21 protein-coding genes and 1 other annotated feature are annotated in these 21,884 nt (G+C 39.7%); of the genes, 4 read left to right on the forward strand and 17 right to left on the reverse strand.

Annotated elements, in window-relative coordinates; all coding sequences use genetic code 11:
• Nucleotides 1-251 precede the first annotated feature (251 nt).
• Both yfmH and yfmF read right to left on the reverse strand, forming a co-directional pair.
• On the reverse strand, nucleotides 252-1,541 hold the full coding sequence (gene yfmH / locus IGL24_RS14545) for an EF-P 5-aminopentanol modification-associated protein YfmH (protein ID WP_207699462.1): 1,290 nt from the start codon (nucleotides 1,539-1,541) through the stop codon (nucleotides 252-254).
• Complete coding sequence (yfmF, locus tag IGL24_RS14550; protein WP_207699461.1) at nucleotides 1,534-2,802, reverse strand: EF-P 5-aminopentanol modification-associated protein YfmF; 1,269 nt, start codon at nucleotides 2,800-2,802, stop codon at nucleotides 1,534-1,536. The genes yfmH and yfmF overlap by 8 nt, the downstream gene beginning before the upstream one ends.
• 223 nt (nucleotides 2,803-3,025) lie before the next feature.
• Here yfmF and mscL point away from each other — a divergent pair, with 223 nt between their 5' ends.
• On the forward strand, nucleotides 3,026-3,490 hold the full coding sequence (gene mscL, locus IGL24_RS14555) for a large conductance mechanosensitive channel protein MscL (protein ID WP_206853158.1): 465 nt from the start codon (nucleotides 3,026-3,028) through the stop codon (nucleotides 3,488-3,490).
• Between the two features lie 33 nt (nucleotides 3,491-3,523).
• On the opposite strand, the gene IGL24_RS14560 is transcribed toward mscL, so the two are convergent.
• The 12 genes from IGL24_RS14560 to IGL24_RS14615 all read right to left on the reverse strand — a co-directional run bounded on the left by IGL24_RS14560 (nucleotide 3,524) and on the right by IGL24_RS14615 (nucleotide 14,034).
• Entirely contained in the window at nucleotides 3,524-3,961 is a 438-nt protein-coding gene (locus tag IGL24_RS14560) for a GNAT family N-acetyltransferase (RefSeq protein ID WP_207115430.1), read from the reverse strand.
• A 93-nt stretch (nucleotides 3,962-4,054) separates the two neighbouring features.
• Nucleotides 4,055-4,300 carry a Veg family protein gene (locus IGL24_RS14565; RefSeq protein WP_010734068.1) on the reverse strand — a complete coding sequence of 82 codons (246 nt, stop codon included), beginning with the start codon at nucleotides 4,298-4,300 and terminating at the stop codon, nucleotides 4,055-4,057.
• Between the two features lie 117 nt (nucleotides 4,301-4,417).
• Nucleotides 4,418-4,993 carry a sigma-70 family RNA polymerase sigma factor gene (locus tag IGL24_RS14570; RefSeq protein WP_206853153.1) on the reverse strand — a complete coding sequence of 192 codons (576 nt, stop codon included), beginning with the start codon at nucleotides 4,991-4,993 and terminating at the stop codon, nucleotides 4,418-4,420.
• Between the two features lie 77 nt (nucleotides 4,994-5,070).
• On the reverse strand, nucleotides 5,071-5,601 hold the full coding sequence (locus IGL24_RS14575; RefSeq protein WP_206853151.1) for an NYN domain-containing protein: 531 nt from the start codon (nucleotides 5,599-5,601) through the stop codon (nucleotides 5,071-5,073).
• A gap of 3 nt (nucleotides 5,602-5,604) precedes the next feature.
• Nucleotides 5,605-6,468 (reverse strand): 23S rRNA (guanosine(2251)-2'-O)-methyltransferase RlmB, encoded by an 864-nt coding sequence (rlmB, locus tag IGL24_RS14580; RefSeq protein WP_207115431.1) that lies wholly within the window; start codon nucleotides 6,466-6,468, stop codon nucleotides 5,605-5,607.
• The gene (locus tag IGL24_RS14585; RefSeq protein WP_206853147.1) at nucleotides 6,452-6,856 is read right to left on the reverse strand and encodes a Mini-ribonuclease 3; all 405 of its coding nucleotides are present in this window, start codon (nucleotides 6,854-6,856) and stop codon (nucleotides 6,452-6,454) included. Before IGL24_RS14585 ends, rlmB begins: the two co-directional genes overlap by 17 nt.
• Nucleotides 6,853-8,265: a cysteine--tRNA ligase gene (gene cysS / locus IGL24_RS14590; protein WP_207115432.1), complete on the reverse strand. Its 1,413-nt coding sequence runs from the start codon at nucleotides 8,263-8,265 to the stop codon at nucleotides 6,853-6,855. The genes IGL24_RS14585 and cysS overlap by 4 nt, the downstream gene beginning before the upstream one ends.
• On the reverse strand, nucleotides 8,262-8,798 hold the full coding sequence (gene epsC, locus IGL24_RS14595; RefSeq protein ID WP_206853143.1) for a serine O-acetyltransferase EpsC: 537 nt from the start codon (nucleotides 8,796-8,798) through the stop codon (nucleotides 8,262-8,264). Before epsC ends, cysS begins: the two co-directional genes overlap by 4 nt.
• A gap of 89 nt (nucleotides 8,799-8,887) precedes the next feature.
• Nucleotides 8,888-9,125 (reverse strand) — a binding site (T-box leader).
• Nucleotides 9,113-10,582 carry a glutamate--tRNA ligase gene (gene gltX / locus IGL24_RS14600; protein ID WP_207115433.1) on the reverse strand — a complete coding sequence of 490 codons (1,470 nt, stop codon included), beginning with the start codon at nucleotides 10,580-10,582 and terminating at the stop codon, nucleotides 9,113-9,115. It overlaps the preceding feature by 13 nt.
• 313 nt (nucleotides 10,583-10,895) lie before the next feature.
• Nucleotides 10,896-12,044 (reverse strand): PIN/TRAM domain-containing protein, encoded by a 1,149-nt coding sequence (locus tag IGL24_RS14605; protein WP_206853137.1) that lies wholly within the window; start codon nucleotides 12,042-12,044, stop codon nucleotides 10,896-10,898.
• 26 nt (nucleotides 12,045-12,070) lie between these two features.
• Nucleotides 12,071-13,441, reverse strand: coding sequence for a DNA repair protein RadA (gene radA, locus IGL24_RS14610; RefSeq protein WP_206853134.1), 1,371 nt, complete (start codon nucleotides 13,439-13,441; stop codon nucleotides 12,071-12,073).
• Nucleotides 13,442-13,506: 65 nt separating this feature from the next.
• Nucleotides 13,507-14,034, reverse strand: a complete 528-nt coding sequence (locus IGL24_RS14615; RefSeq protein ID WP_206853131.1) for a dUTP diphosphatase — start codon at nucleotides 14,032-14,034, stop codon at nucleotides 13,507-13,509.
• Nucleotides 14,035-14,247: 213 nt separating this feature from the next.
• On the opposite strand from IGL24_RS14615, the gene proB reads away from it, so the two are divergent.
• Together proB and IGL24_RS14625 are read left to right on the forward strand one after the other, a co-directional pair.
• The gene (proB, locus tag IGL24_RS14620) at nucleotides 14,248-15,057 is read left to right on the forward strand and encodes a glutamate 5-kinase (protein ID WP_206853128.1); all 810 of its coding nucleotides are present in this window, start codon (nucleotides 14,248-14,250) and stop codon (nucleotides 15,055-15,057) included.
• Nucleotides 15,050-16,297 carry a glutamate-5-semialdehyde dehydrogenase gene (locus IGL24_RS14625; protein WP_207115435.1) on the forward strand — a complete coding sequence of 416 codons (1,248 nt, stop codon included), beginning with the start codon at nucleotides 15,050-15,052 and terminating at the stop codon, nucleotides 16,295-16,297. Before proB ends, IGL24_RS14625 begins: the two co-directional genes overlap by 8 nt.
• A gap of 173 nt (nucleotides 16,298-16,470) precedes the next feature.
• Here IGL24_RS14625 and IGL24_RS14630 read toward each other — a convergent pair whose 3' ends face one another.
• Nucleotides 16,471-16,779 (reverse strand): hypothetical protein, encoded by a 309-nt coding sequence (locus IGL24_RS14630; RefSeq protein WP_206853122.1) that lies wholly within the window; start codon nucleotides 16,777-16,779, stop codon nucleotides 16,471-16,473.
• Between the two features lie 83 nt (nucleotides 16,780-16,862).
• Nucleotides 16,863-17,303, reverse strand: coding sequence for a DUF2798 domain-containing protein (locus tag IGL24_RS14635; RefSeq protein WP_206853118.1), 441 nt, complete (start codon nucleotides 17,301-17,303; stop codon nucleotides 16,863-16,865).
• A gap of 218 nt (nucleotides 17,304-17,521) precedes the next feature.
• On the opposite strand from IGL24_RS14635, the gene IGL24_RS14640 reads away from it, so the two are divergent.
• On the forward strand, nucleotides 17,522-20,593 hold the full coding sequence (locus IGL24_RS14640; protein WP_207115436.1) for a glucosaminidase domain-containing protein: 3,072 nt from the start codon (nucleotides 17,522-17,524) through the stop codon (nucleotides 20,591-20,593).
• A 64-nt stretch (nucleotides 20,594-20,657) separates the two neighbouring features.
• Here IGL24_RS14640 and IGL24_RS14645 read toward each other — a convergent pair whose 3' ends face one another.
• Nucleotides 20,658-21,815 carry a glycoside hydrolase family 73 protein gene (locus IGL24_RS14645; RefSeq protein WP_207115437.1) on the reverse strand — a complete coding sequence of 386 codons (1,158 nt, stop codon included), beginning with the start codon at nucleotides 21,813-21,815 and terminating at the stop codon, nucleotides 20,658-20,660.
• Between the last annotated feature and the right edge of the window lie 69 nt (nucleotides 21,816-21,884).

The following is a 21,884-nucleotide window of genomic DNA, read 5'->3' on the forward strand; positions in this document are numbered from 1 at the left end:
GTCTCTCTGTTGAAGATCGACCATTTTCTGACTGCTTCTCATTGAATTTTTGCTTTTTTCATGCTCAATGGATAGTGTTACCTCTATATTGATCAATCTTGCGCTCAATCTACTTAAGAATACCACAAAGCGAACTTACTTTGGATAACATTTCATCTGTTTTAAACTGAAATTTAAAACTTTCTTTTATTCTTACGAACGGCATGACAAATCAGCGACGATGTCCAAGAGAACCGGAAATTATTACTGTTTTACTTTTTTGGTTGCATATAAAATTCGCTAAGCACTTCTTCATTGATAAATGAGCGTCCGACCTGAAGGAGGTCCGTCATTTGGATCGATTCAATGATTTCTGGTAGATCGAACAATGTTTGGTCACCGAATAGACTTTGGGTAAATTGATTGGCAATGTACTCGATCGAATTCAATGATTGGAAATACTGACCCAACATTTTCTTTTTCAATAATTTCAAGTTTTCTTCTGTAATGCCTTCATCCTGTTCAAAGTTCAAAAGGATCTCTTTTATTTTTTCAACTGCCAGCTTAGGTTGATCCGAATCGCCACTGAAGTCAGCAAAATGGAATTCACGATCTAAACTGAATTCAAAGCCAAAACTGTCATCAATGATCCCTTCGTTGTAGAGCGTCAAATAGTTTTGTGAAGTTGGTCCTAAAAGTAATTGTAGTAACAAACGAATCGCTGTTTTGTATCTTAGCAGTTCTCTGCCGTTTTCAGGTAAATCATCGATTCCTTTGATCCCTAAAACGAATTTCTCGCGTGTGATGGCTGCTTCCAAAGTACTCATTGGCAGAATATCCGCACTATTTTCAGGAAAGAAGCGTTCGATTTTTTGGGCTGGCGGAAATTCTTTCGCCGCTTGATTGCGGCGGATTTGTTCCATCAGTTGTTCTGGCTCCAGATTGCCGACGACAAATAGTACCATATTGCTTGGCTGATAAAAGGTTTGATAGCACGTATATAAATCTGCTGCTGTGATGTCAGCGATGCTTTCCACGGTTCCTGCGATATCGATGTGCAGGGGATGGTTCGGGTATAAATTATTTAAAATACCGAAGAATAGACGCCAATTCGGATCATCTTCGTACATTTGGATCTCTTGACCAATGATCCCTTTTTCTTTATTCACTGTTTCTTCAGTAAAATAAGGCGCTTGAACAAAATCAAGCAGCGTCAACAGATTCTTTTCTACTTGGTCTGTCGTTGAGAACAAATAGCTTGTTTTCGTGAAGCTCGTGAACGCATTCGCTGATGCCCCTTGTTGACCGAACAACTGAAAAACATCGCCTTCTTCTTTTTCAAATAATTTATGTTCTAAAAAATGTGCGATGCCATCAGGGACCTTTACTTTTTCAGTTGCACCATAAGGAATAAATTCATTATCGATCGATCCGTAGTTCGTACTGAATAGACCGTATGTTTTGTGATAATCATTTTTTGGCAACAGATAGACCGTCAAACCATTCGGTAAGACCTCGTGATAGAGTGTTTCATTGATTTGCTCATATTCGGCTTTATGCATTCTCTTCACCTCCAGCTAAAAAGAAAATTGCTTGTAATTCAATTTGGTTTGCGACTTCTTGGATGTCCTTGATCGTCACACGCTCCATACGTGCTAACCATTCTTCATCTGTTAGTTCGGTATCAGGAAGCCAATGCGCTAAATAGGCCGATTCAATCGCCGCTTGCGGAGAATCTAACGATAATAGATAGTGGTTACGTAACATGGCTTTCGTTTGGTCAAGCTCTAATTCAGTGATTTCACCATTGCGCAAACTTGCCAGTTGTTCATGGATCAAGTGCAATACTTGATTGCGATTCTTAGTCTCAATCCCTGTTTGCACAGTCAGTAACCCACGGAAAGTATCAACGTTACTAGATGCGTAATACGCTAAACTTTCTTTTTCTCGCACATTCATAAACAATTTCGAATGCGGGAAACCTCCGAATAAGCCATTGAACACCATCAATGAAAAGCGTTCCGGCTGATCATAGTAAACATTGGTTTGATAGGCTAGATTCAGTTTTGCTTGCACAACTGGTTCTTGGATTTGTTGTTCCTTGATCACATTGTCTTGTGTTTGCTCATAAAAGATTTCAGGTCGTACTACTTTTCGTGCAGTAAAAGGAAGCTCTTTTAACGCATCGATTGCCAGCGTTTCTTCGATATCACCTACGACAAAGATATCCACTTGATCTTCCTCGATCATCTGGGCATAGTATGCTGCTAAAGAACCGGAAGTGATTTTTTCTAGTTCCTCTACAGAACCCATACTTGGGATTTTTTGTGCGTCTGATTGTTCAAAGTATAATTCTTGTAAGGCTAACGAAGCCATTGTTTGCTTGTCTTCATTCAAACTTTCCAAGTATTGCTTTAAATTATTTTTCTCTAAATCAAACGTTGCTTGGTCAAATGCTTGCTCTTTGATATTAGGAAAGAACAACACTTCTTTTAAAAAAGAGACGGCATCTATTAGGATCGTGTCATCGTTGACATATGCGCCATTAACGAAACTGATTCCCGCATTCATCCAGTGCAAGTTTCCTTTTTTTCGTACAGAAAAACCGAAGCCGGCACCATACAAATCAGCTAATTTCGCACTTAATCGTGTTTGGTCTGGATAGTTCAAGCTATTCGTTTCTAATAAGCTACTCAATAGGGAGCGCTTGGTAACGATCTCTTTTTCTAAAGCTGTAGTGAACCGTACAAAAATACGGATCGTTTTAAATTGTTTGGTTGGAAGCACATGAAGGTTCACACCTTCTGTCAATTGATATGTCATAAATAACTACTCCTTTTTGTCATGATCCTTGGTCTCTCAGCGATGATCACTGTTGTTTCATCGACATACGAGCTCGCTTTTTTTGTCCGATTTTTTTTCAAGAGTCACTTTCTAGTATAGCATACAAGTCATTGAACGAACGTATGGGGATATTATTAAGCGTGTTGTTTTTACATTTTTTTATTCTTCGATATACTAGGATTAACAAGAAAGGAGAAAAACAATGATCAAAGAATTTAAAGAATTTATCATGCGTGGCGACGTATTAGACTTAGCCGTTGGTGTGGTGATTGGTAGTGCCTTTACTGGGATCGTGAATCAAATCGTTCAAGGCGTGATCACTCCATTAGTTGGTTGGGTCGTGGCTATGATCACAGGTACCTCTGACTTAGATGGCGCATTGTCTGTTCTTGATTGGTCCCCTGCTAAAGGAGTTACTTTTGCTTTTGGGAATGTTATTAGTGCAATTATTACATTTGTCATTACTGGTTTTGTTCTATTCCTAGTTGTCAAAGCAGCCAATCATGCGAAAAACTTACGACCAAAAGAAGAAGAAGTCGTGGAAGATAAACCAACTGCGGAAGATTATCTTAGTGATATCCGCGATCTATTAGCACAACAAACAGCTGAAAACAATGCACGCCCAACTGCTCAAGCAACGATTGAGAACACAGATAAGGAAGCGTGATATAAAAAAACAGAAGGATCTCCTTCTGTTTTTTTATGGTTGTTTTCGCATATCTAAATGTGGGATCCCGTCTTCTAAGTACACTTCTGAGATAGCCTCGAAGCCAAACGATTCATAAAACGATTGTAAGTACTCTTGCGCCCCGATCACGATTGGACGTCCAGGTGCATTCGCTTCAATTGCAGCTAATGTGTGCTGTACGATCTTTTGCCCTAAACCGGATTTTCGATGCGCTTGGTTCACCAATACTCGTCCAAAATGAACAGCATCATCTTCTACATAAATACGTGTATACGCTAAAATCGTACCTTCTTCATCTTTAAAATAAGTATGCCATGCGATTTCATCGATCTCATCGACTTCTTGGTAAGGACAATTTTGTTCAACAACAAATACAGCGATGCGCTCTTTCACGATTGCATAAAATTCTGCTGTCGTTAATTCTGCAAATTTTTTTACATAATGCTTCATCCCCAGGACCTCCATTCTTTCTTGCTAATAGCATAACGAGTTATACACAAAAAAGCAAACGAACCTCATATATAATCTAGGTCCGCCTGCTTTTTAAACTGCTTCAGTTAAAAATTCGATCTCAACTGTTCGAGTAAGTACATCCGAATAACTGTAAGATACTCGTTCAAAAGAATTTTCTTCAGGATCTAAGTCTACGACAAATACTGAAGGATAGGTTTCTGTTAAAACGCCTCGGCGTTCCGTTTGACGCTTTCTTCCAGTCTGTGCAACCAACATGATTTGGCTGCCGATACGACCTTCTAAATCTTTTTTGATTGTAGCTAAAGTTAGTGGCATACAATTCACCTCAATATCTATCATACCACATATAGCAAAATTTTTTCAAGTTTACCATAATAAAAAAAGAAATGCAATAGAAATAAGTAAGAAAAACATTAGTAATGCTATAAAAAATCACTCATTATAATCTTTCAAATGTTTTTTTATCTTGTATTTCACTCGTCCGTAAGCGCTTTTTATTTGTTTTAGATCCATTGCTAGTTCTCTTTCCATCTCGGTAAAATCATTTCCTTGCATATACTGTTGAAAAATTTTTGCCTCTTTTGATGAGAATTTGATGTCGCACTCTTCGAAAGCTTCTTTTAATAGTAATTGTTGCATTGCCACAGGCTCTTGGATCGTGATCTCAGCTAAGAAATCCGGTCCTTCTGTAGCTATTTTTTGTTCAATGGATATTTCATTCTTTTGGTCTCGGCGTTTTAGTGCATTTTGTTTTCGTAGTAAAGAGTAGATTTGATTACTGATAATGCTTTTGTAATAGCTCCCAAAACTAACCCCCTTATTGTTTTCGTACGTTTTGAGTGCTTGATATAGTGCGATCCTTGCTTCTTGTTCCCAATCTTCACTGACATAATTCCTTAAATAATAAATATTCTTCAACCGTAACAATAACGGGAAATATTTTTGATACAGTAGGGCAAAAGCCTCTTCATCTCCATTACGGGCGGCGCACAATAACTCCTCGGACATAAAATAATTCCTCCATAACTTTCGATTATGGAGGAATCTTACCATCAATTCATTGAATAACTAATCGTATCTAGCTGTTATTTTTCTTTTCTCATTAAATCGTCCAATTTTTGGGACAATTTTTCTAATTGTTCTTCATTCCAAGGAGAATTTCGTCGAAAATCGATAAAACGCATATTTATATTATCTTGGGTAATATTTTTTTCTGTTTTTTTAATTGTTTTATATAATTCATACGCTGAGGTCCGTAAAGCACCTTGCGAGAAAATTACCCATTGTTCGGCTAAATCACTCGTTGCTACTGTTACTTGTGTCAACCGAGTATTCAGCTCCCCAGCAATGCGCTCGATATACGTATCTGCCGTCTCATCTTCTTTTGTAAAAACGACTTCTAACTGATATTTCCGATAGTTTTGTTGGATACCTGGAACTAATTGCGCATCAAAAACAACGATGACTTCGATCCCTTCATATTTTGCATAATTTGATAAACGATGCAATAATGCTTCTCTGGCATCTGCCATTTTGTCTTGATTTTTCAATGTAACTAACTCTGGCCAAGAACCAATCATGTTATAGCCATCGACGATCAGCAGCTGCTTCTTCATGACTTATTCCCCCTGACGCTGAGAAAAAGCCTGATACATCAGAAGACCGGCAGCCACACTTGCATTCAAGCTTTGGACATGCCCAACCATAGGGATCGTCAAGAGCTCGTCCATTTCTTTCTTCAAGCCTGCGCTCATGCCGCGGCCTTCATTACCGATCACTAACGCAATCGCGCCTTTGGCATTCCATGATTGGAAATTGGTCCCTTCCATGTCCGTGCCGAATACCCAGAATTGCTGCTCTTTTAGTTGCTGGACGGTTTGGACCAAATTCGTCACACGAGCGACTGGCACGTATTCAACGGCACCTGTTGACGTTTTTGTCACGATTGGTGTGATTCCGACTGCACGATGTTTCGGAATGATGACGCCATCTACCCCACTAGCATCTGCTGTTCGTAAGATCGACCCAAAATTATGTGGATCTTCAATACTATCCAAAATCAAGAAAAATGGTGTCTCCGTTTTATTTTTCGCTTGTTCCAATAATTGATCCAATGTCAAATATTCGTAAGGTGTGATCGCTAATACCACGCCTTGGTGAACGCCGCGATCGCTAAGTAGATCTAATTTTTGTTTAGGTACCCATTTGACTGGTACCGCTTGTTCACGGGCAATCGTTTTTAATTCTTCGACCTTTTCGCCGCGGGAATCTTCTTGAAGAAACAATTTATTTCCTCGCCCTTGTTGTAAGGCTTCGACCGTTGCATGATGACCAAATACAAAGTTGTCTTCACTCGTTGTGTCCTCTTGGCCGACATAGGCTGTTTCTTTTTTTCCACTACGTTTGTCATTGCCTTTGGTAAAACGTGGAGAATCTTTTTTGTTTCGTTTTTGGTAATTACGTTCTTTATTTTCTTTCCTCATGGGTTTCACCTACTTTCTCAATGCACCATGTGATCAATTCTTCCATCCGTTCCGTTTGTTTTGTTAGATGTAAGTAGCCCATCAAGGCTTCAAACCCCGTTGCCACACGATAGGTTGTGATGTCTGCATTTTTGGCACTTGTATGACTTTTGGCATTTCTACCTCTGCGATAGTACAACTCTTCGTCTTCTGTTAACAGCTTTTCTTGTAACATTTGTTGGATCAAAAAGGCTTGTGCCTTTGCTGAAACATAATGCGTCGCTGCTCGATGCAGTTTATTGGGCTTTGTTTCGCCTTTTTCAATCAAATAATCGCGAATATAAATCTCATAAATGGCATCTCCGACATAAGCAAGCGCTAAGCCGTTCAATTGTGTATGGTCTCTCATGCTTCTCTTCTCCAACGAGTACCTTGTGGTGTGTCATCCAACAAGATCCCCTGCTCTTTTAATTGATCCCGAATTTCATCACTACGAGCGAAATCGCGGTTTTTTCTAGCTTGTGTCCGTTCTTCGATCAATTGCTCGATCTCTTCATCCAACATTTCTGCTGTCGTAAATAAGATACCAAAAATCGATAGCCATTGGGTAAATAGTGCCTCACTTTTTGATAGGATCGTTTTGGAAACTGTCGGTTGTTCCAAATACGTATTGATCCATTTTGCTAATTCATAGACAACCGTGATTCCGTTCGCTGCATTGAAATCATCGTCCATTTCTTTGATGAAGCGGACTTCTAATTGTTCTAGTTCAGTCATCTGTCTTTCATCTTCCGAGTGGTCTTCTACTGCATTTTCAAAGCGGAAGTTTAGATTATCAAACGTATTTTTCAATCGTTGTAAATTGGTTGCAGCTTCTTTCATCGTTGCTTCACTGTAGCGGATCGGACGACGATATTGGGTCGTTGCCATAAAGAAGCGTAATACTTGCGGATCAACCTCTTGGATCATTTCATGGACGGTGATGAAGTTTCCTAAAGACTTACTCATTTTTTGGTCATCTTCACCAATCGTTACATAGCCATTGTGCATCCAATAGTTCGCGAATTTTTTACCTGTTTTCGCTTCACTTTGGGCGATTTCGTTTTCGTGATGAGGGAACTCCAAGTCTTGTCCACCACCATGGATGTCAATGGTTTCACCTAAATGTTTCGTTGCCATCACCGAGCATTCGATATGCCAGCCAGGACGACCTTCCCCCCATGGCGATGCCCATGAGATCTCTCCTGATTTTGCTTTTTTCCATAAGGCAAAATCTAACGGATCTTCTTTTTGTTGTTGTTCTGCGCCAGTACGCTGACTTGCCCCGATCTCTAACTCATCGATCGATTGATCACTCAATTGTCCGTACTCGGTGAATTTTCTCGTACGGTAATACACATCACCATTTGATTCGTACGCAAATCCTTTGTCGATCAACGCTTGGATGAACACACGGATGTCTTCCATGTGGTCCATTACTCTTGGATGAAGCGTTGCTGGTTGGACATTCAACGCTTTCGTATCTTCTTCAAAAGCATGGATAAAACGATCAGCGACTTCTGGTGCGGTGATTCCAAGCTGATTAGCAGCCTTGATGATTTTATCGTCCACATCTGTAAAATTAGAGACATAGTTCACTTGATACCCACGATATTCCAAATAACGTCGAATCGTGTCAAATGCGATCGTACTGCGTGCATTCCCGATATGGATGTAGTTATAAACTGTCGGTCCGCAAACATACATCGCGACCTGGCCTTCTTTCAAAGGAACAAATGTCTCTTTTTCTCTTGTTAATGTATTATAGATTTTTATCATTCTGATCCCCTTACTTTCTCCCCGTTGATTCGGACAACTTTCGCTGGTACTCCAACTGCTGTTGCCTCTTCAGGTATGTCTTTTAATACGACTGCGCCTGCGCCGATTTTTGCATTTCTTCCGATCGTGATCGGCCCTAAGATCTGGGCATTGGCGGATAACATCGCACCTTGTTTGATCGTCGGATGTCTTTTCCCTGTTTCCTTGCCAGTACCACCTAGAGTCACGCCATGAAACAAAATCACATCATCTTCGATTTCTGCCGTTTCTCCAATGACGATCCCCATCCCATGATCAATGAATACACCCTTTCCGATCTTCGCTCCTGGATGTATCTCGATTCCCGTGATAAATCGCCAAAATTGGGCATTCATTTTGGCAATCAAATAGAGACGATGGCGATATAAATAATGGGAGAAACGATGCCAAAATAATGCATGTAACCCAGGGTAAGTCAAAATGACTTCCGCTGTGGTACGCGCTGCTGGATCATTTTTCTTCACTGCAATGACCGCTCGTTTGAACCATCCCATCGACTTCCTCTCCTTTCCTTTTTTGAAGGTATGTAAGAACAACAAAAGATACAATACTAAAAAAAGCGTCTTTTAAATAAGTTTCCTTATTAAAAGACGCTATGAGGCGTGGTTCCACTTTTCTTCATAATCATGTGATTATCTCTGGCAGGTAACGTCTGCTACTCGTTCTTCGCTACTTGCAACTGTTGACTATTGGTCAACAATCACTGATTCGCCAAGACCACTCCCAGAGGCATTTCGAAAAAGAATAGTTGCCAACTTACACCACCCGTTGACTCTCTTGAAACGATTCTTTTTTTACTTCATTCTGTTCATCGTGTTTCATTCAATACTTGATTTAAATGTGCTAATGATTTTTCTCTTCCTAACAATTCGATTGTTTCTGGTAGTTCAGGTCCATGCATTTGTCCTGAAACAGCCACACGGATCGGCATAAATAGATTTTTCCCTTTGACCCCAGTTTCTTTTTGAACTGCTTTGATTGCTGCTTTGACAGTTGGTCCATCAACGACGTCCATTTTTGTCAATTGCTCTTTGAAAGCTTCCAAGACAGTCGGAACAGTTTCACCTGCTAATACTTCTTTGGCCGCTTCATCCAATTCAGGATGTTCGTTAAAGAATAACGTTGATACTTCAACGATTTCTTCTGCATAACTCATTTGTGGTTGATAGAGACGAACGATCTTTTTCACCCATTCAAGTGTTTGTGCATCTGGATTCTCTGGCACACGTCCATCGGCGATCAAATAAGGTAAACACATTTCTGTCAATGTGTCTAGATCCATTTCTTTGATGTAATGGTTGTTGATCCATTGTAGTTTTTTCGCATCAAATGCTGCAGGCGATTTGCTTAAACGTTGTGGATCGAACATCTTGATCAATTCTTCTTGACTGAATAACTCGTCTTCTCCTACAGGCGACCAACCTAACAATGCAATAAAATTGAACATTGCTTCTGGTAAATAACCTAATTCACGATATTGTTCGATAAATTGTAAGATCGATTCATCACGTTTACTTAACTTTTTACCTGTTTCAGAATTGATGATCAAAGTCATGTGGCCAAACGTTGGTGCTGTCCATCCAAATGCTTCATAGATCATCAACTGTTTCGGTGTATTTGCAATATGATCATCGCCACGTAAAACATGAGTGATCTTCATCAAGTGATCATCCACCGCTACAGCGAAGTTGTATGTTGGCATGCCATCACGTTTTTGGATGACGTAATCGCCACCGATATTGTCTGATTCAAAGGTGATATCTCCTTTGACCATGTCGTTGAACGCATATTCCGTATTACGAGGTACGCGGAAACGAATCACTGGCACAATGCCTTCTGCTTCTTTCTTCGCTTGTTCTTCTGGTGACAAGTTCGCACAAGTTCCAGCATAGTGAGGCATTTCTCCGCGTGCGCGTTGCGCTTCACGTTCTGCTTCTAGTTCCTCTTCTGAACAATAGCATTTGTAAGCACGGTTGCTTGCTAACAGCTGATCGATCCATGGTTGATAGATTTCTTTTCTTTCAGATTGACGGTAAGGACCGTATTCACCTGGATTTTCAGGTGATTCATCCCATTCCATCCCTAACCAAGCAAGATTCTCTAATTGGCTTTTTTCGCCATCTTCAATATTTCGTTTTTGGTCAGTGTCCTCAATGCGGATAATGAAATCTCCATCATTGTGACGGGCAAATAAATAATTGAATAATGCAGTTCGGGCATTTCCAATATGCAAGTGCCCTGTTGGACTTGGTGCATAACGTACGCGTACTTTCGTCATTTTCTTCCTCTTCTTTCAAACTAGACTTTGAGCCACCCAAAACAGCTGAAAATACAGCATTTGAACAGACTGTTTTGGGGTAGTGCCCCTTTAGCAATAAATGTTAGAATTTAAAGCCACTCAGCACAAATTTTACCTTTTATACGGTAAATAGTAAAGAGATTATGAAAAAGTCATTGAAATCTACGGTATAAAATCAGGGTCGGAAAATAGTTTTTTCTATTTTCCGACCCTCGACTAACGAAGAAAGTAGCAGCTCCTCTAGAAATCACTTTGAAATGCCTAGCTACTCCTTGCTTACACCGTTATGATTTTACTTCGCCTTTTTCTCGTTCTCACGTTTATTATCGATTCCTCTACCCGCATGAGCAGGTTTTGCAAAGATCATTCGTCCAGCTGCTGTTTGTAGCGCACTAGTTACCACGACTTCGATTCGCTCGTTCATGTAGTGTTGCCCGTCTTCCACAACGACCATTGTGCCGTCATCTAAATAGGCAACTCCTTGTTGACGTTCTGTACCAGCTTTGACTACCAATACATTCATGTTCTCACCAGGGATAACGACTGGCTTCACTGCGTTGGCAAGCGCGTTGATGTTGAGAACAGGTACATTTTGAAACTCCGAAACTTTGTTAAGGTTATAGTCATTCGTCACGATGACGCCATCCAATAATTTCGCTAATTTGATCAGCTTACTATCGACTTCACTGATGTCTTCAAAGTCACCGTCATACATCTCAACTGAAATGCCTTCTTCTTTTTGTAACGCGTTCAAAATATCTAATCCGCGACGTCCACGCACACGTTTCAAGCTGTCACCTGAATCAGCGATATATTGTAATTCATATAAAACAAAATTGGGGATCATCAATGTTCCCTCTAAAAATCCTGTTTTTGTGATGTCGTAAATACGCCCATCGATGATCACACTTGTATCCAATATTTTATACTTGTGGAAATGGTCGTCTAACTTACGTTCCAATAGTTGGCTTTCCACTTGGCTAGGTGTTTCTTGTTCAACCTTTTTGCTTCTAGGTCCAAATATTTTCTTCCATTCCTCGATGCGGGTCGTCCCCATTCGTAATCCTAGATACCCAAGGATCACCATCAATAGGATCGGTAAGACACTATTTACGAAAGGCATCTCAATGTTATAAAGAGGTGTAGAGATCACGACTCCTAATGTCAGACCAATGATTGCTCCGATTGCCCCAAATAAGAGATACGTCAAGCTGACCTCACTTAATTTTTCTTCAATTTGCTTGATGACTGCTGTAATATGTTTTGCCAATAGCAAAGATAATAAAAAGAAAATAAGTGCACCTAACAAGCTATTGGTAAAGGTGTTATTCAGCCATCCATTTGTCTGTTGACCGATCGCTTGCCAAGCTGTAGGTAAAAAAGAAATACCTAAGCTGGCACCAACGATGATCATCAGTAAGGTGATGACACGTTTTTGCATCCTGCTTCCTCCATTTCATTTTGATTTTAGCGAAATACTCTTCTAAGGGTCTCATCCAGTGTTGCAACACCTACGACTTCGATCCCCTCTGGAACATTCCAACCACCTAAATTATTTTTAGGCAGATATACTTTTGTAAATCCTAATTTTTGTACTTCTTTGACTCGTTGTTCAATCTGATTGACTCTTCTGATTTCTCCAGTCAAGCCGATTTCTCCAATAAAACATTCTGTTGGCTGTGTTCCTTTTTCTTTGTAGCTAGATGCGATACTGATCGCAATCGCTAAGTCGATCGCGGGTTCATTTAATTTTACCCCACCAGCTGCTTTTAGGTAAGCATCTTGATTTTGTAACAATAATCCAGCACGTTTTTCTAACACTGCCATGATCAAAGACACACGATTAAAGTCTAAGCCAGTCGTTGTTCGTTTGGCATTTCCAAACATCGTCGGAGTCACTAAGGCTTGGATCTCCACTAGGATCGGACGTGTTCCTTCCATTGCAACAACGATCGCTGAACCTGTCGCACCATCTAAGCGTTCTTCCAGAAAGATCTGTGAAGGATTTGCTACTTCTTCTAACCCATGAGCATGCATCTCAAAAATGCCGATCTCATTGGTGGACCCAAAACGGTTTTTTACGGCACGTAAAATACGAAAACTATGATGTTGTTCACCCTCGAAATACAAGACCGTATCGACCATATGCTCTAACATTCTCGGCCCTGCAATCGATCCTTCTTTCGTGACATGTCCAACGATAAAGATTGCGATTCCGTTTGTTTTGGCAATTTTTAGTAACTCTGCAGTTGTTTCTCGTACTTGGCTGACACTACCAGCTACACTTGTTATATCGGGTTGGGTCATCGTTTGGATCGAGTCGATGATCACATAGTCAGGAGAAATTTGTTCGATCGCTCGACTGATTTCATTCATGTCTGTTTCTGCATATAAATAAAATTCTGTATCGATCGAACCCAAACGTTCGGCACGCAGTTTGATTTGATCCGCACTCTCTTCTCCTGATACGTAAAGCACTTTGCCACCGATCGCCGCTAATTGTTGCGATACTTGCAGTAGTAAAGTGGACTTCCCGATACCAGGATCGCCTCCGATCAAAATCATCGAACCAGGAACGACACCCCCGCCTAAGACTCGGTTCAACTCTGCTAACTTCGTCTTGACCCGCGGTTCTTTTTTGGGGATCACTTCTGCGATTTTTGTTGGTTTGGCTTTTTCACCAGTTAAGCTCGTACGTACTCTACGATCTGTTGTGTCTTGTTCGATCTCTTCAACCATGGTGTTCCATTTGCCACAATTAGGACAACGTCCTAAAAACTTAGGCGACACATAGCCACAGTTTTGACAAACAAATTGAACTTTTGCTTTTTTGGCCATTGTCGTGTACCACCTATCTTTCACTTTACTTGACTCGGATTAAAAATAGCTTAACCCACTTTTATTTATTCATTAGATGAGCCAAATCCGCCTTGGCGGGCTTTAGCTGTTTGATCTTGATCCGCTTTTAGGAACGGCAAGAAAATGCCTTGACCAATTCGTTCCCCTTTTTTGATCACTACATCTTTGAAGCCGAAATTCGTGAATTGGAACATGATGTGTCCTTCATTTGCTTCATTATTATAATAATCACTGTCGATCACGCCGATACCATTCGTCAAAATCAAAAAACGTTTTAATGGATTGCTTGAGCGATTGGCTAGTTGTAAGAACTCATCTTCACCCATATACGCTTTGATTCCTGTAGGTACTAAGACCGGTTTGATCTTCTTTTCCTCTGCTGACATATCAGGCATAAGCGCATCTGAGACCGCTGTAAGTCCTTGCTTAAATCCAGCTTTCCAAACACTTGGAATCACCACATCTTCTGCTGCTTCAAAGTCATAACCGGCCGCATGGTGGGTCGCTCTTTGTGGCAATTGGATCTGTTGATCCTGATAACGTGTAATTACTTCAAAACCTCTTTTATTCACCAAATCCCTCCCAGAGTAAACTAGTTCTATTTTAACATACCAAACGACTGAATACCCAAAGTTAACGAATTCTTCATGAAATCCACTTCTCTTCTAAGAAACAAATTTATTGATTTTTTGAAAAAAAGTTTATTAAAACATGACTTTATGATTGAAAACAAGTAGAATAAAACAAAATCATTTCTGTGTAAAGAGAATTAATTGAGGTGCTCCATGCGAAAAGAAGTAAAAGAAGCAAAACGAATCATCATCAAAGTAGGAACAAGTACATTGATCTATCCGAATGGCAACATCAATTTGGCAGCGATCGACCAATTAGCTTTTGTTCTTTCTGATCTTCATAACCAAGGCAAAGAAATCGTATTAGTCTCTTCTGGTGCAGTCGGCGTCGGTATGCACAAAATGAACCTAGCCAAACGCCCAGCTACGATCCCAGAGCAACAGGCGATTGCCGCGATCGGACAAGCTGAATTGATGAACATCTATAATCAACGATTCAGTGTCTATAGCCAACAAACTGCGCAAATACTAGTCACTCGAGATGTCATTGATTATCCTGAAAGCCGAAAAAATGTTGTCAATACGTTAGAACAGCTATTAGCGATGGGAACCATTCCTATCGTCAATGAAAATGACACTGTCGCAGTCGATGAATTAGATCATTCTACCAAATTTGGTGACAACGATCAGCTATCTGCGATCGTTACTAAGCTGATCGCCGCCGACCTCCTCATTGTTCTTTCGGATATCGACGGTTTCTATTCAGATAATCCATCCATCAATCCTCAGGCTGAAATGTATCAAACAGTCACTGCGATTGACGATGAGTTGATGGCACAAGCAGGTGGCGCCGGCAGTACGTATGGCACTGGCGGTATGGCAAGTAAATTAAAAGCTGCTTTAAGGATCTTTGAAGCAAATAGCACAATGATCTTAGCAAATGGAAAAAATCCGGCAATCATCTTTGATATTTTAGCTGGAAAAGAAATTGGCACATTATTTAAGGAGGGCTATCATGACTGATCTTATCCAACTTGGTGAACAGGCAAAAAATGGCGCACGAGTTCTGGCGTTGATGCCTACAAAACAAAAAAATGACTTATTATTGCAAATGGCGCAAATGATCAAGAGAAATCAACTTGCCATTCTTGAAGCAAATCAAAAAGACTTAGATCAAGCAACAGAAAATAATATCAGCGAAACGATGCAAGATCGCTTACGATTGACACCAGAACGTATCCATACTATGGCTGAAGAAATCATTAAAGTTGCACAATTAGACGATCCCATCGGAAAAGTCGATCATATGTGGCAAAACGAGGACGGTTTATTGATTGGCAAGAAACGTGTCCCTTTAGGTGTCATCGGTATGATCTACGAATCACGCCCGAATGTGACAACGGATGCTGCTAGTTTGGCATTCAAATCAGGGAATGCCGTGATTTTACGCGGAGGAAAAGAAGCTTTCCATTCCAATCAATTGTTGGTTGAATTGCTTCAAGAAACATTGACGAATGCTGGAGTATCGCCTTATGCGATCCAATTTGTGGATGATACCTCGCACGAAACCGCTGCGGAATTGATGCGTCTAACTGATTATTTAGATGTTTTGATCCCACGAGGCGGCGCTTCGTTGATCAAACATGTGAAAGAACAAGCGACCGTACCGATCATTGAAACAGGAACAGGCAACAACCATATCTATATCGATAAAGAAGCACAATTAGCCATGGCTGTCGATATCATCGTGAACGCAAAAACATCTCGACCTTCTGTCTGTAATGCTGCTGAGACTTTACTGATCCACTCAGAGATCGCGCCGTTCTTCTTGCCATCGATCGAGCAAGCACTGGTTGAACATGGTGTTTCACTCCATGCAGATGCGCGTGCATTGGATTATTTAGAAACAGCCACGTTAGCAGACGAAACCGATTGGGATACAGAATACTTGGATTATATTTTAGCAGTCAAGATCGTTGATTCATTAGATGAGGCAATCGATCACATCAATCAACACAATACCAAGCATTCAGAAGCCATCGTCACAGACAGTTACTCTGCAAGTCAACGCTTTTTAAATGAAGTCGACGCAGCAGCTGTTTACGTCAATGCTTCGACTCGTTTTACAGATGGTTCAGTCTTTGGGTTCGGTGCAGAAATCGGCATTTCCACCCAAAAACTCCATGCTAGAGGCCCAATGGGTTTGAATGAATTAACGACGACAAAATATATCATCTACGGAGACGGACAAATTCGTGAATAATGTTTCACGGGAAACATTTTGGCTGTGAGTTGTCTTTCAATAATAAGTTACGCAAATGCCAGATGATTCTTCGAAAAATAAGGCGACATACACGAAACTTGGATGCAAGTTTTCATGTATGTCGCCTTATTTCTCAAAATTGAAGACTACTAACGTATTCTCTCTTTACAGGATTATTCCTCTGTTAACTGATCAAACAAAGAAAAGCCATCAAACGTTTCGCCATCATAATAACGCAATAATTGTTCACTCGTCAGATTTGTAGTAGTTTCTTTCTCCTCTTCTGATTCAAGAAGCAGTTGTTCACGATAAATCTGATAAGTCTCTGCTAGTTGTTGTTGCATTTGCGCTCTTGAAGGAGCTTCCGCATTGATTGTCGGCAACTCTTTGATCAATCCACGATAAACCAATCGTTCATCGACCCATTCAACAGGTAGTTCTACCATGGTCAAGCCGACTTCTTTAAAATATTCTTCGATCATCTCTAAGCCTCGCATTTATGTCTTGCTTGCATTTTAGCTTATCTACTCAAAAGTTGCTAGAGACAACAGAGAGACTTCTTCAATTATTTTTGGATCGTCGCCAAAACAGTTCGTGAGATAGGTCCGACAAACAATAATTGTAACGGCAAAGCCATGATCAAGTTCATCTTCCAAGCTGTAAGATATACGGAAAGAAATTGTTCTGGAATCCCTTGTTCAATCACGATACCGAACAATGACATACACGTCACCATACCTAAAACCATCAGACAAGAAATCGTAAGGATCATTTGCATTTTATTTTGCTTATTGATAGGTAGATTAAACGCAATCTTTTTCGCTATAACACCTACAATAAAAACATCTAAGATAAACGCCACAATAAATCCTGGGATAAGTCCTATGAATAGATTTGATAGATGCAATGCATTATGTAGCCAGAGGTTATAAATACTCATTCCTAAAACCATCAAAAAACACATCAGCGTTGTAAATATAATTCCTTCTTTTTTATTTGTTGGCACTTCAATCACTCCTTTTCATGAAAAACAGCATAGCATAAATGAAAATTTTTCGTAAGTTTTATTTTAATTTTTATATTAAGCTATATTTCTTGACAAAACTTAGAAAATATATTGGAAAATAATTAAATTTACGATAGAATACTATTAGCAACACTAAAACAAAAATAACATTTTCTTATGAATTAAATAAAGAAAAGATTATAATAGGAGGATATTTGATGAAAGTAAGTATTTTGCTTGCATCGATAATGTTATTAAACGCATCATTGTCGCCATGTATTGCTTTAGCAGAAACAGTAACAACCAATAATCAACAGATCGAAACCACCTCAAGTTCAATCACCGACGAAAAAACAACGAACGTAATATCTCCAACTACCATTTCAAGCACAAATGAAGAAATACCCCTGACCAGCACTGACAACCCAACAATAATAGGAACTCCTCAATTAATAGGTGAAAGCTATAAGGATGGTATTAGCAAACCTAAAAGAATCAACTTATCAGCGACTGAAGCCACGAAACAAGCATTTATTGAAGATGAGGAAAACAAAAAAACGACACATAGCTACATTGGTGGAAACACAATCTATGAAATCAATTCCACGGATGTTCAAGTCCCTACTCCCCCAACTACTGATTCATCTACGATCCAGTTAGCTGTCTACACTAGAGATGTCTCACAAACCAAACAAACTTTAGCTTATTATCTTGCACAACAGTTTAAAACCTATCAACTCTCACTCGAGAATCTCAAAGATATTCTTTCAATTGATCCAGCTTTAGCAATGGAGGAAGATAGTTTATCTACCTTGATTCAAGAGTACTACCCGCAAGTCTCAGAAAAAATTACTATTCAAGAAATAGAGGATTTAACTGATCAATATGGGAGTGTACAAGAAACACCAATATTCCCAACTTTGTCTCGTCAAGAGAATAGCGAAATGCTTACAGGAAGAGTTATTTTGACCCAAAAAACAGTATTATCTAACCATACTACTTGGTTTTTTGCTAAAAATGCTGACCAATACGGTTGGATAGCTGCAGAAGCTGCAACAAGCCATACCTCTCACTCAATGAGTGAAAATGAAAAAAAAGGAACATTGACTTCCAATGCGAGCCTTTACTCTACTTTGACCAATGCCTGGCTTGACGTTCCCGATGAATCGATTGATACATCTACTGTTTACGATGCAAAAAATAGTATAGAAATTGAACAAAGCACTTTTTATGAACTATCAGTAGATGGAATAATCGCTGGATATGTCCAAAAAGAAAACTTTCAATTAAACGATGATAGCAACGTAATCGATGGTACATCTAAGAGAGAATCTTCTTCCAAAATCACTAGCAATGTTCTAAATGATACTCCTGAACTTTATGCAGAAAACCATCAAGATAGCTCTATTACAGAAAGGACTACTCAACAGCCAATACTGACTTATGGCACACATATACGAAATATCGGATGGCTTCCTGAGGTAACAAACGGTGAACTTTCAGGCACAACCGGTAGAGTCCTTCCAGTTGAAGCACTCAGGTTAAACTTAAACTCCTCTTTGCAAGGAGCAATCGAGTACACTTCCTATGTCGAGCAGAACGGGTGGCAAAACTGGGTGACACAAGGAAATATTTCAGGAACTGTAGGTCAAGCAAAACAAATAGAAGGGATCAAACTGCGACTGACAGGTCAGTTATCCAATCAATTTAATATCTTCTACCGAGTCCATGTTAAGAACATGGGTTGGCTGCCGTGGGCAAATAACGGAAACCCAGCAGGATCAATTGGATATAAATTTCATATTGAAGCAATAGAAATACGTCTAGTTGACCAATCGCAAACCGGACCATCTGTTGGAGATTCTTATCTCGAGAAAGATCCCTCAATTCTAGCACGTAGTCATGTAACTAATCGTGGATGGCTAGATGAAAAAGATGCCGCCACTTTTGTAGGGACTACTGGACAAAATTTAAGTTTACAAGCAATTCAACTAAGGTTAACAGAAAACACAATTGGTGGTGGTATTAACTACCAAGCCCATGTGGCAAATCAGGGCTGGGAATCAAGTTGGCGTTCTAACGGTTCCACTTCAGGAACTACTGGATTAAACCTGCCAATTGAGGCTATAAGAATCAATTTAACTGGAGTAATCAGTACGCGCTATGATATTTATTATCGAATCCACGCACAGAATTTTGGTTGGTTAGATTGGGCAAAAAATGGAGAAAATGCGGGAACTCAAGGTTATGCCACACAGTCAGAAGCCATACAAATCAAATTAGTACCAAAAGGTGGCGCAGCACCAGGAGCCACATCTCGAGCGTTTCGTCTCGCACCTCCTAGGGTTAATTTACAAGGGCATCTATCCACAAACGGTTGGATTAGCCGTACAGGATTGACTACAATGATCAATTTCGCAAACCAAAGTCGCCAATTCGAAGCAATTCGGGCAACCTTGGCAAATTCCAGCTACTCCGGCACAATAAGTTATGATTCACATCTTACTAATATTGGTTGGACAAAAGCTGTTTCAAATGGAACAATATCTGGAACAACCGGTCAAAACCGTCCCCTTCAAGCTTTTTCTTTTAACTTAACAGAAGAATTAGCTGAACACTATGACATTTACTATCGCTCGTTTGTCCGTTCCCGGGGATGGCTAGGTTGGGCTTCGAATGGCCAAAAGGCTGGATCAGTTGGAATGAATCTACCTATCGAAGCAATTGAAGTCACAATTGTAGAAAATGATCGCAAACCTTCCGGTTATAAAGCGAATCAGCTAACCATTTTAGGACAGATTGATACCTCCACAGCAGAAGGAAGATTTGTCAATTCTATTACACAAAGTGCAAATCGAGTGGCCCCAGCATATGGATTGTACACTTCTGTCATGCTTGCTCAAGCAATTTTAGAGACCGGTTATGGCACTAGTTTCTTAGCACGTAATGCGAACAATTTCTTTGGTATGAAATTTAAAGATGGAGAAGATGAAGGAAAGTATAATTTCATATGGCATGTTTCAAATGAAGTTATCAATGGAGCAACTGTACCTGTTAACTCCAAATTCAGGGTTTATCAAAGTACAGATGAATCTTTTAAAGATAATGCTGTAAAATTAAAATATGGAGTACCATGGGACCCCGTTCGCTATCGTGGAACTTGGAAAGTTAATACACGTTCTTATCGAGATGCCACACGAGCACTGACCGGAACATATGCAACTGATCCAGACTACGGAACAAAGTTGAACAACATAATTGAGCGTTGGCGTTTGGATCAGTTTGATTGATTTTATCTAAAAAAATATCTACCTGACATGGTTAGACCAAGTCAGGCAGATATTTTTTTATTTATTAATTCGCATAAAAGCCAATTCCTTCATATCTCCAACCTAATGGAGTTAAAGAATCTCTTTCTACTGAACTTAATGTATAATGATGTGTTCCGATAGTTTCATTTGGATTAAACAATCGGTAAATTGGTTTAGAACCTCCAGAATAAAAGCTCAATCCTTCATATCTCCAACCTAATGGAGTAAGGGAATTGATTTCTGACTGAGCCATTGTATAGTGATGATCTCCATTATTCGGGTTGTACAGACGATACACCGGCTGACCATTATTTGGTGCTTGCCACGCAATACCTTCATATTTCCAACCAACTGTTGATAAGTAATTCTTTTCATTCGCATTCAATGTATACAAATGCTGTCCTGTACTTTTATTATATAAGCGGTACATCGGTGAAGTACTAGAATTTGGCGTGTCATACTGTGTCAGATTATAGGTTTCAATGATATTATTCAAAGTTGAACCATAGTTTGGTGCTGTCGCATAACGCCCCGTTAACCATGCAGTAGCATCTTTATATGAAGAGGTGTTACTTTTCCATGCACCTGAATAATAATACACTCCTGACTGGAACGAAGTTGTTTTAAGGACCGTCACATTATCTTGTAAAGACTCGGCATAAGAAGGGTATTTACGAAACGCAGCGTTTACAGTAATCCATTGTCCGTTAACAAATTCAGAAGTTGGCATCGTTACTGACTGTCCATTGTAACTTCCTTTTATTCCGAATAAATTATAGTTTGGTGCAGAAGCTAGGGTACTTTTCCCCCAGCCACTTTCAACAATCGCTTGAGCGATCATTACAGATGCGTATAAATCATTTGCGTTAGCTAATGTTTGTGCACTTGCAGCAATACTATCGATGAACGCTTGTTGATCGTTTGAAGAGGAACGTGCTGAGAACGCTGTTATTCCTGGATTTTCAAATTGCGATAAATCCGCTTGATGAGTATGAGTCAATTCTTCACCATTAGTTAATGGATTTGTGATAGACTCAGTTCTTTCCACGTTTTCAGTAGACTGTTCTGTTACTTCCTCTGTTTGGGTCGAGATAGTTGTTTCCGAAAAAGTGGCTGTTCCTTCTTCTGCAAACACAGTAAGATTAGTAGTTGCTATACTACTAAGTACGATTGCACTCAATAATAAATTTTTTGCTTTCATTTGATCTCCTTTATTCTTAATAAATAATTTAATATGTTGCATATGATAACAAAAAAGGGTTCCTTAAAC

Origin of the sequence: Enterococcus sp. DIV2371, from assembly GCF_050498525.1 — a bacterium.
Taxonomy (GTDB): Bacteria; Bacillota; Bacilli; order Lactobacillales; family Enterococcaceae; genus Enterococcus_B; species Enterococcus_B mangumiae.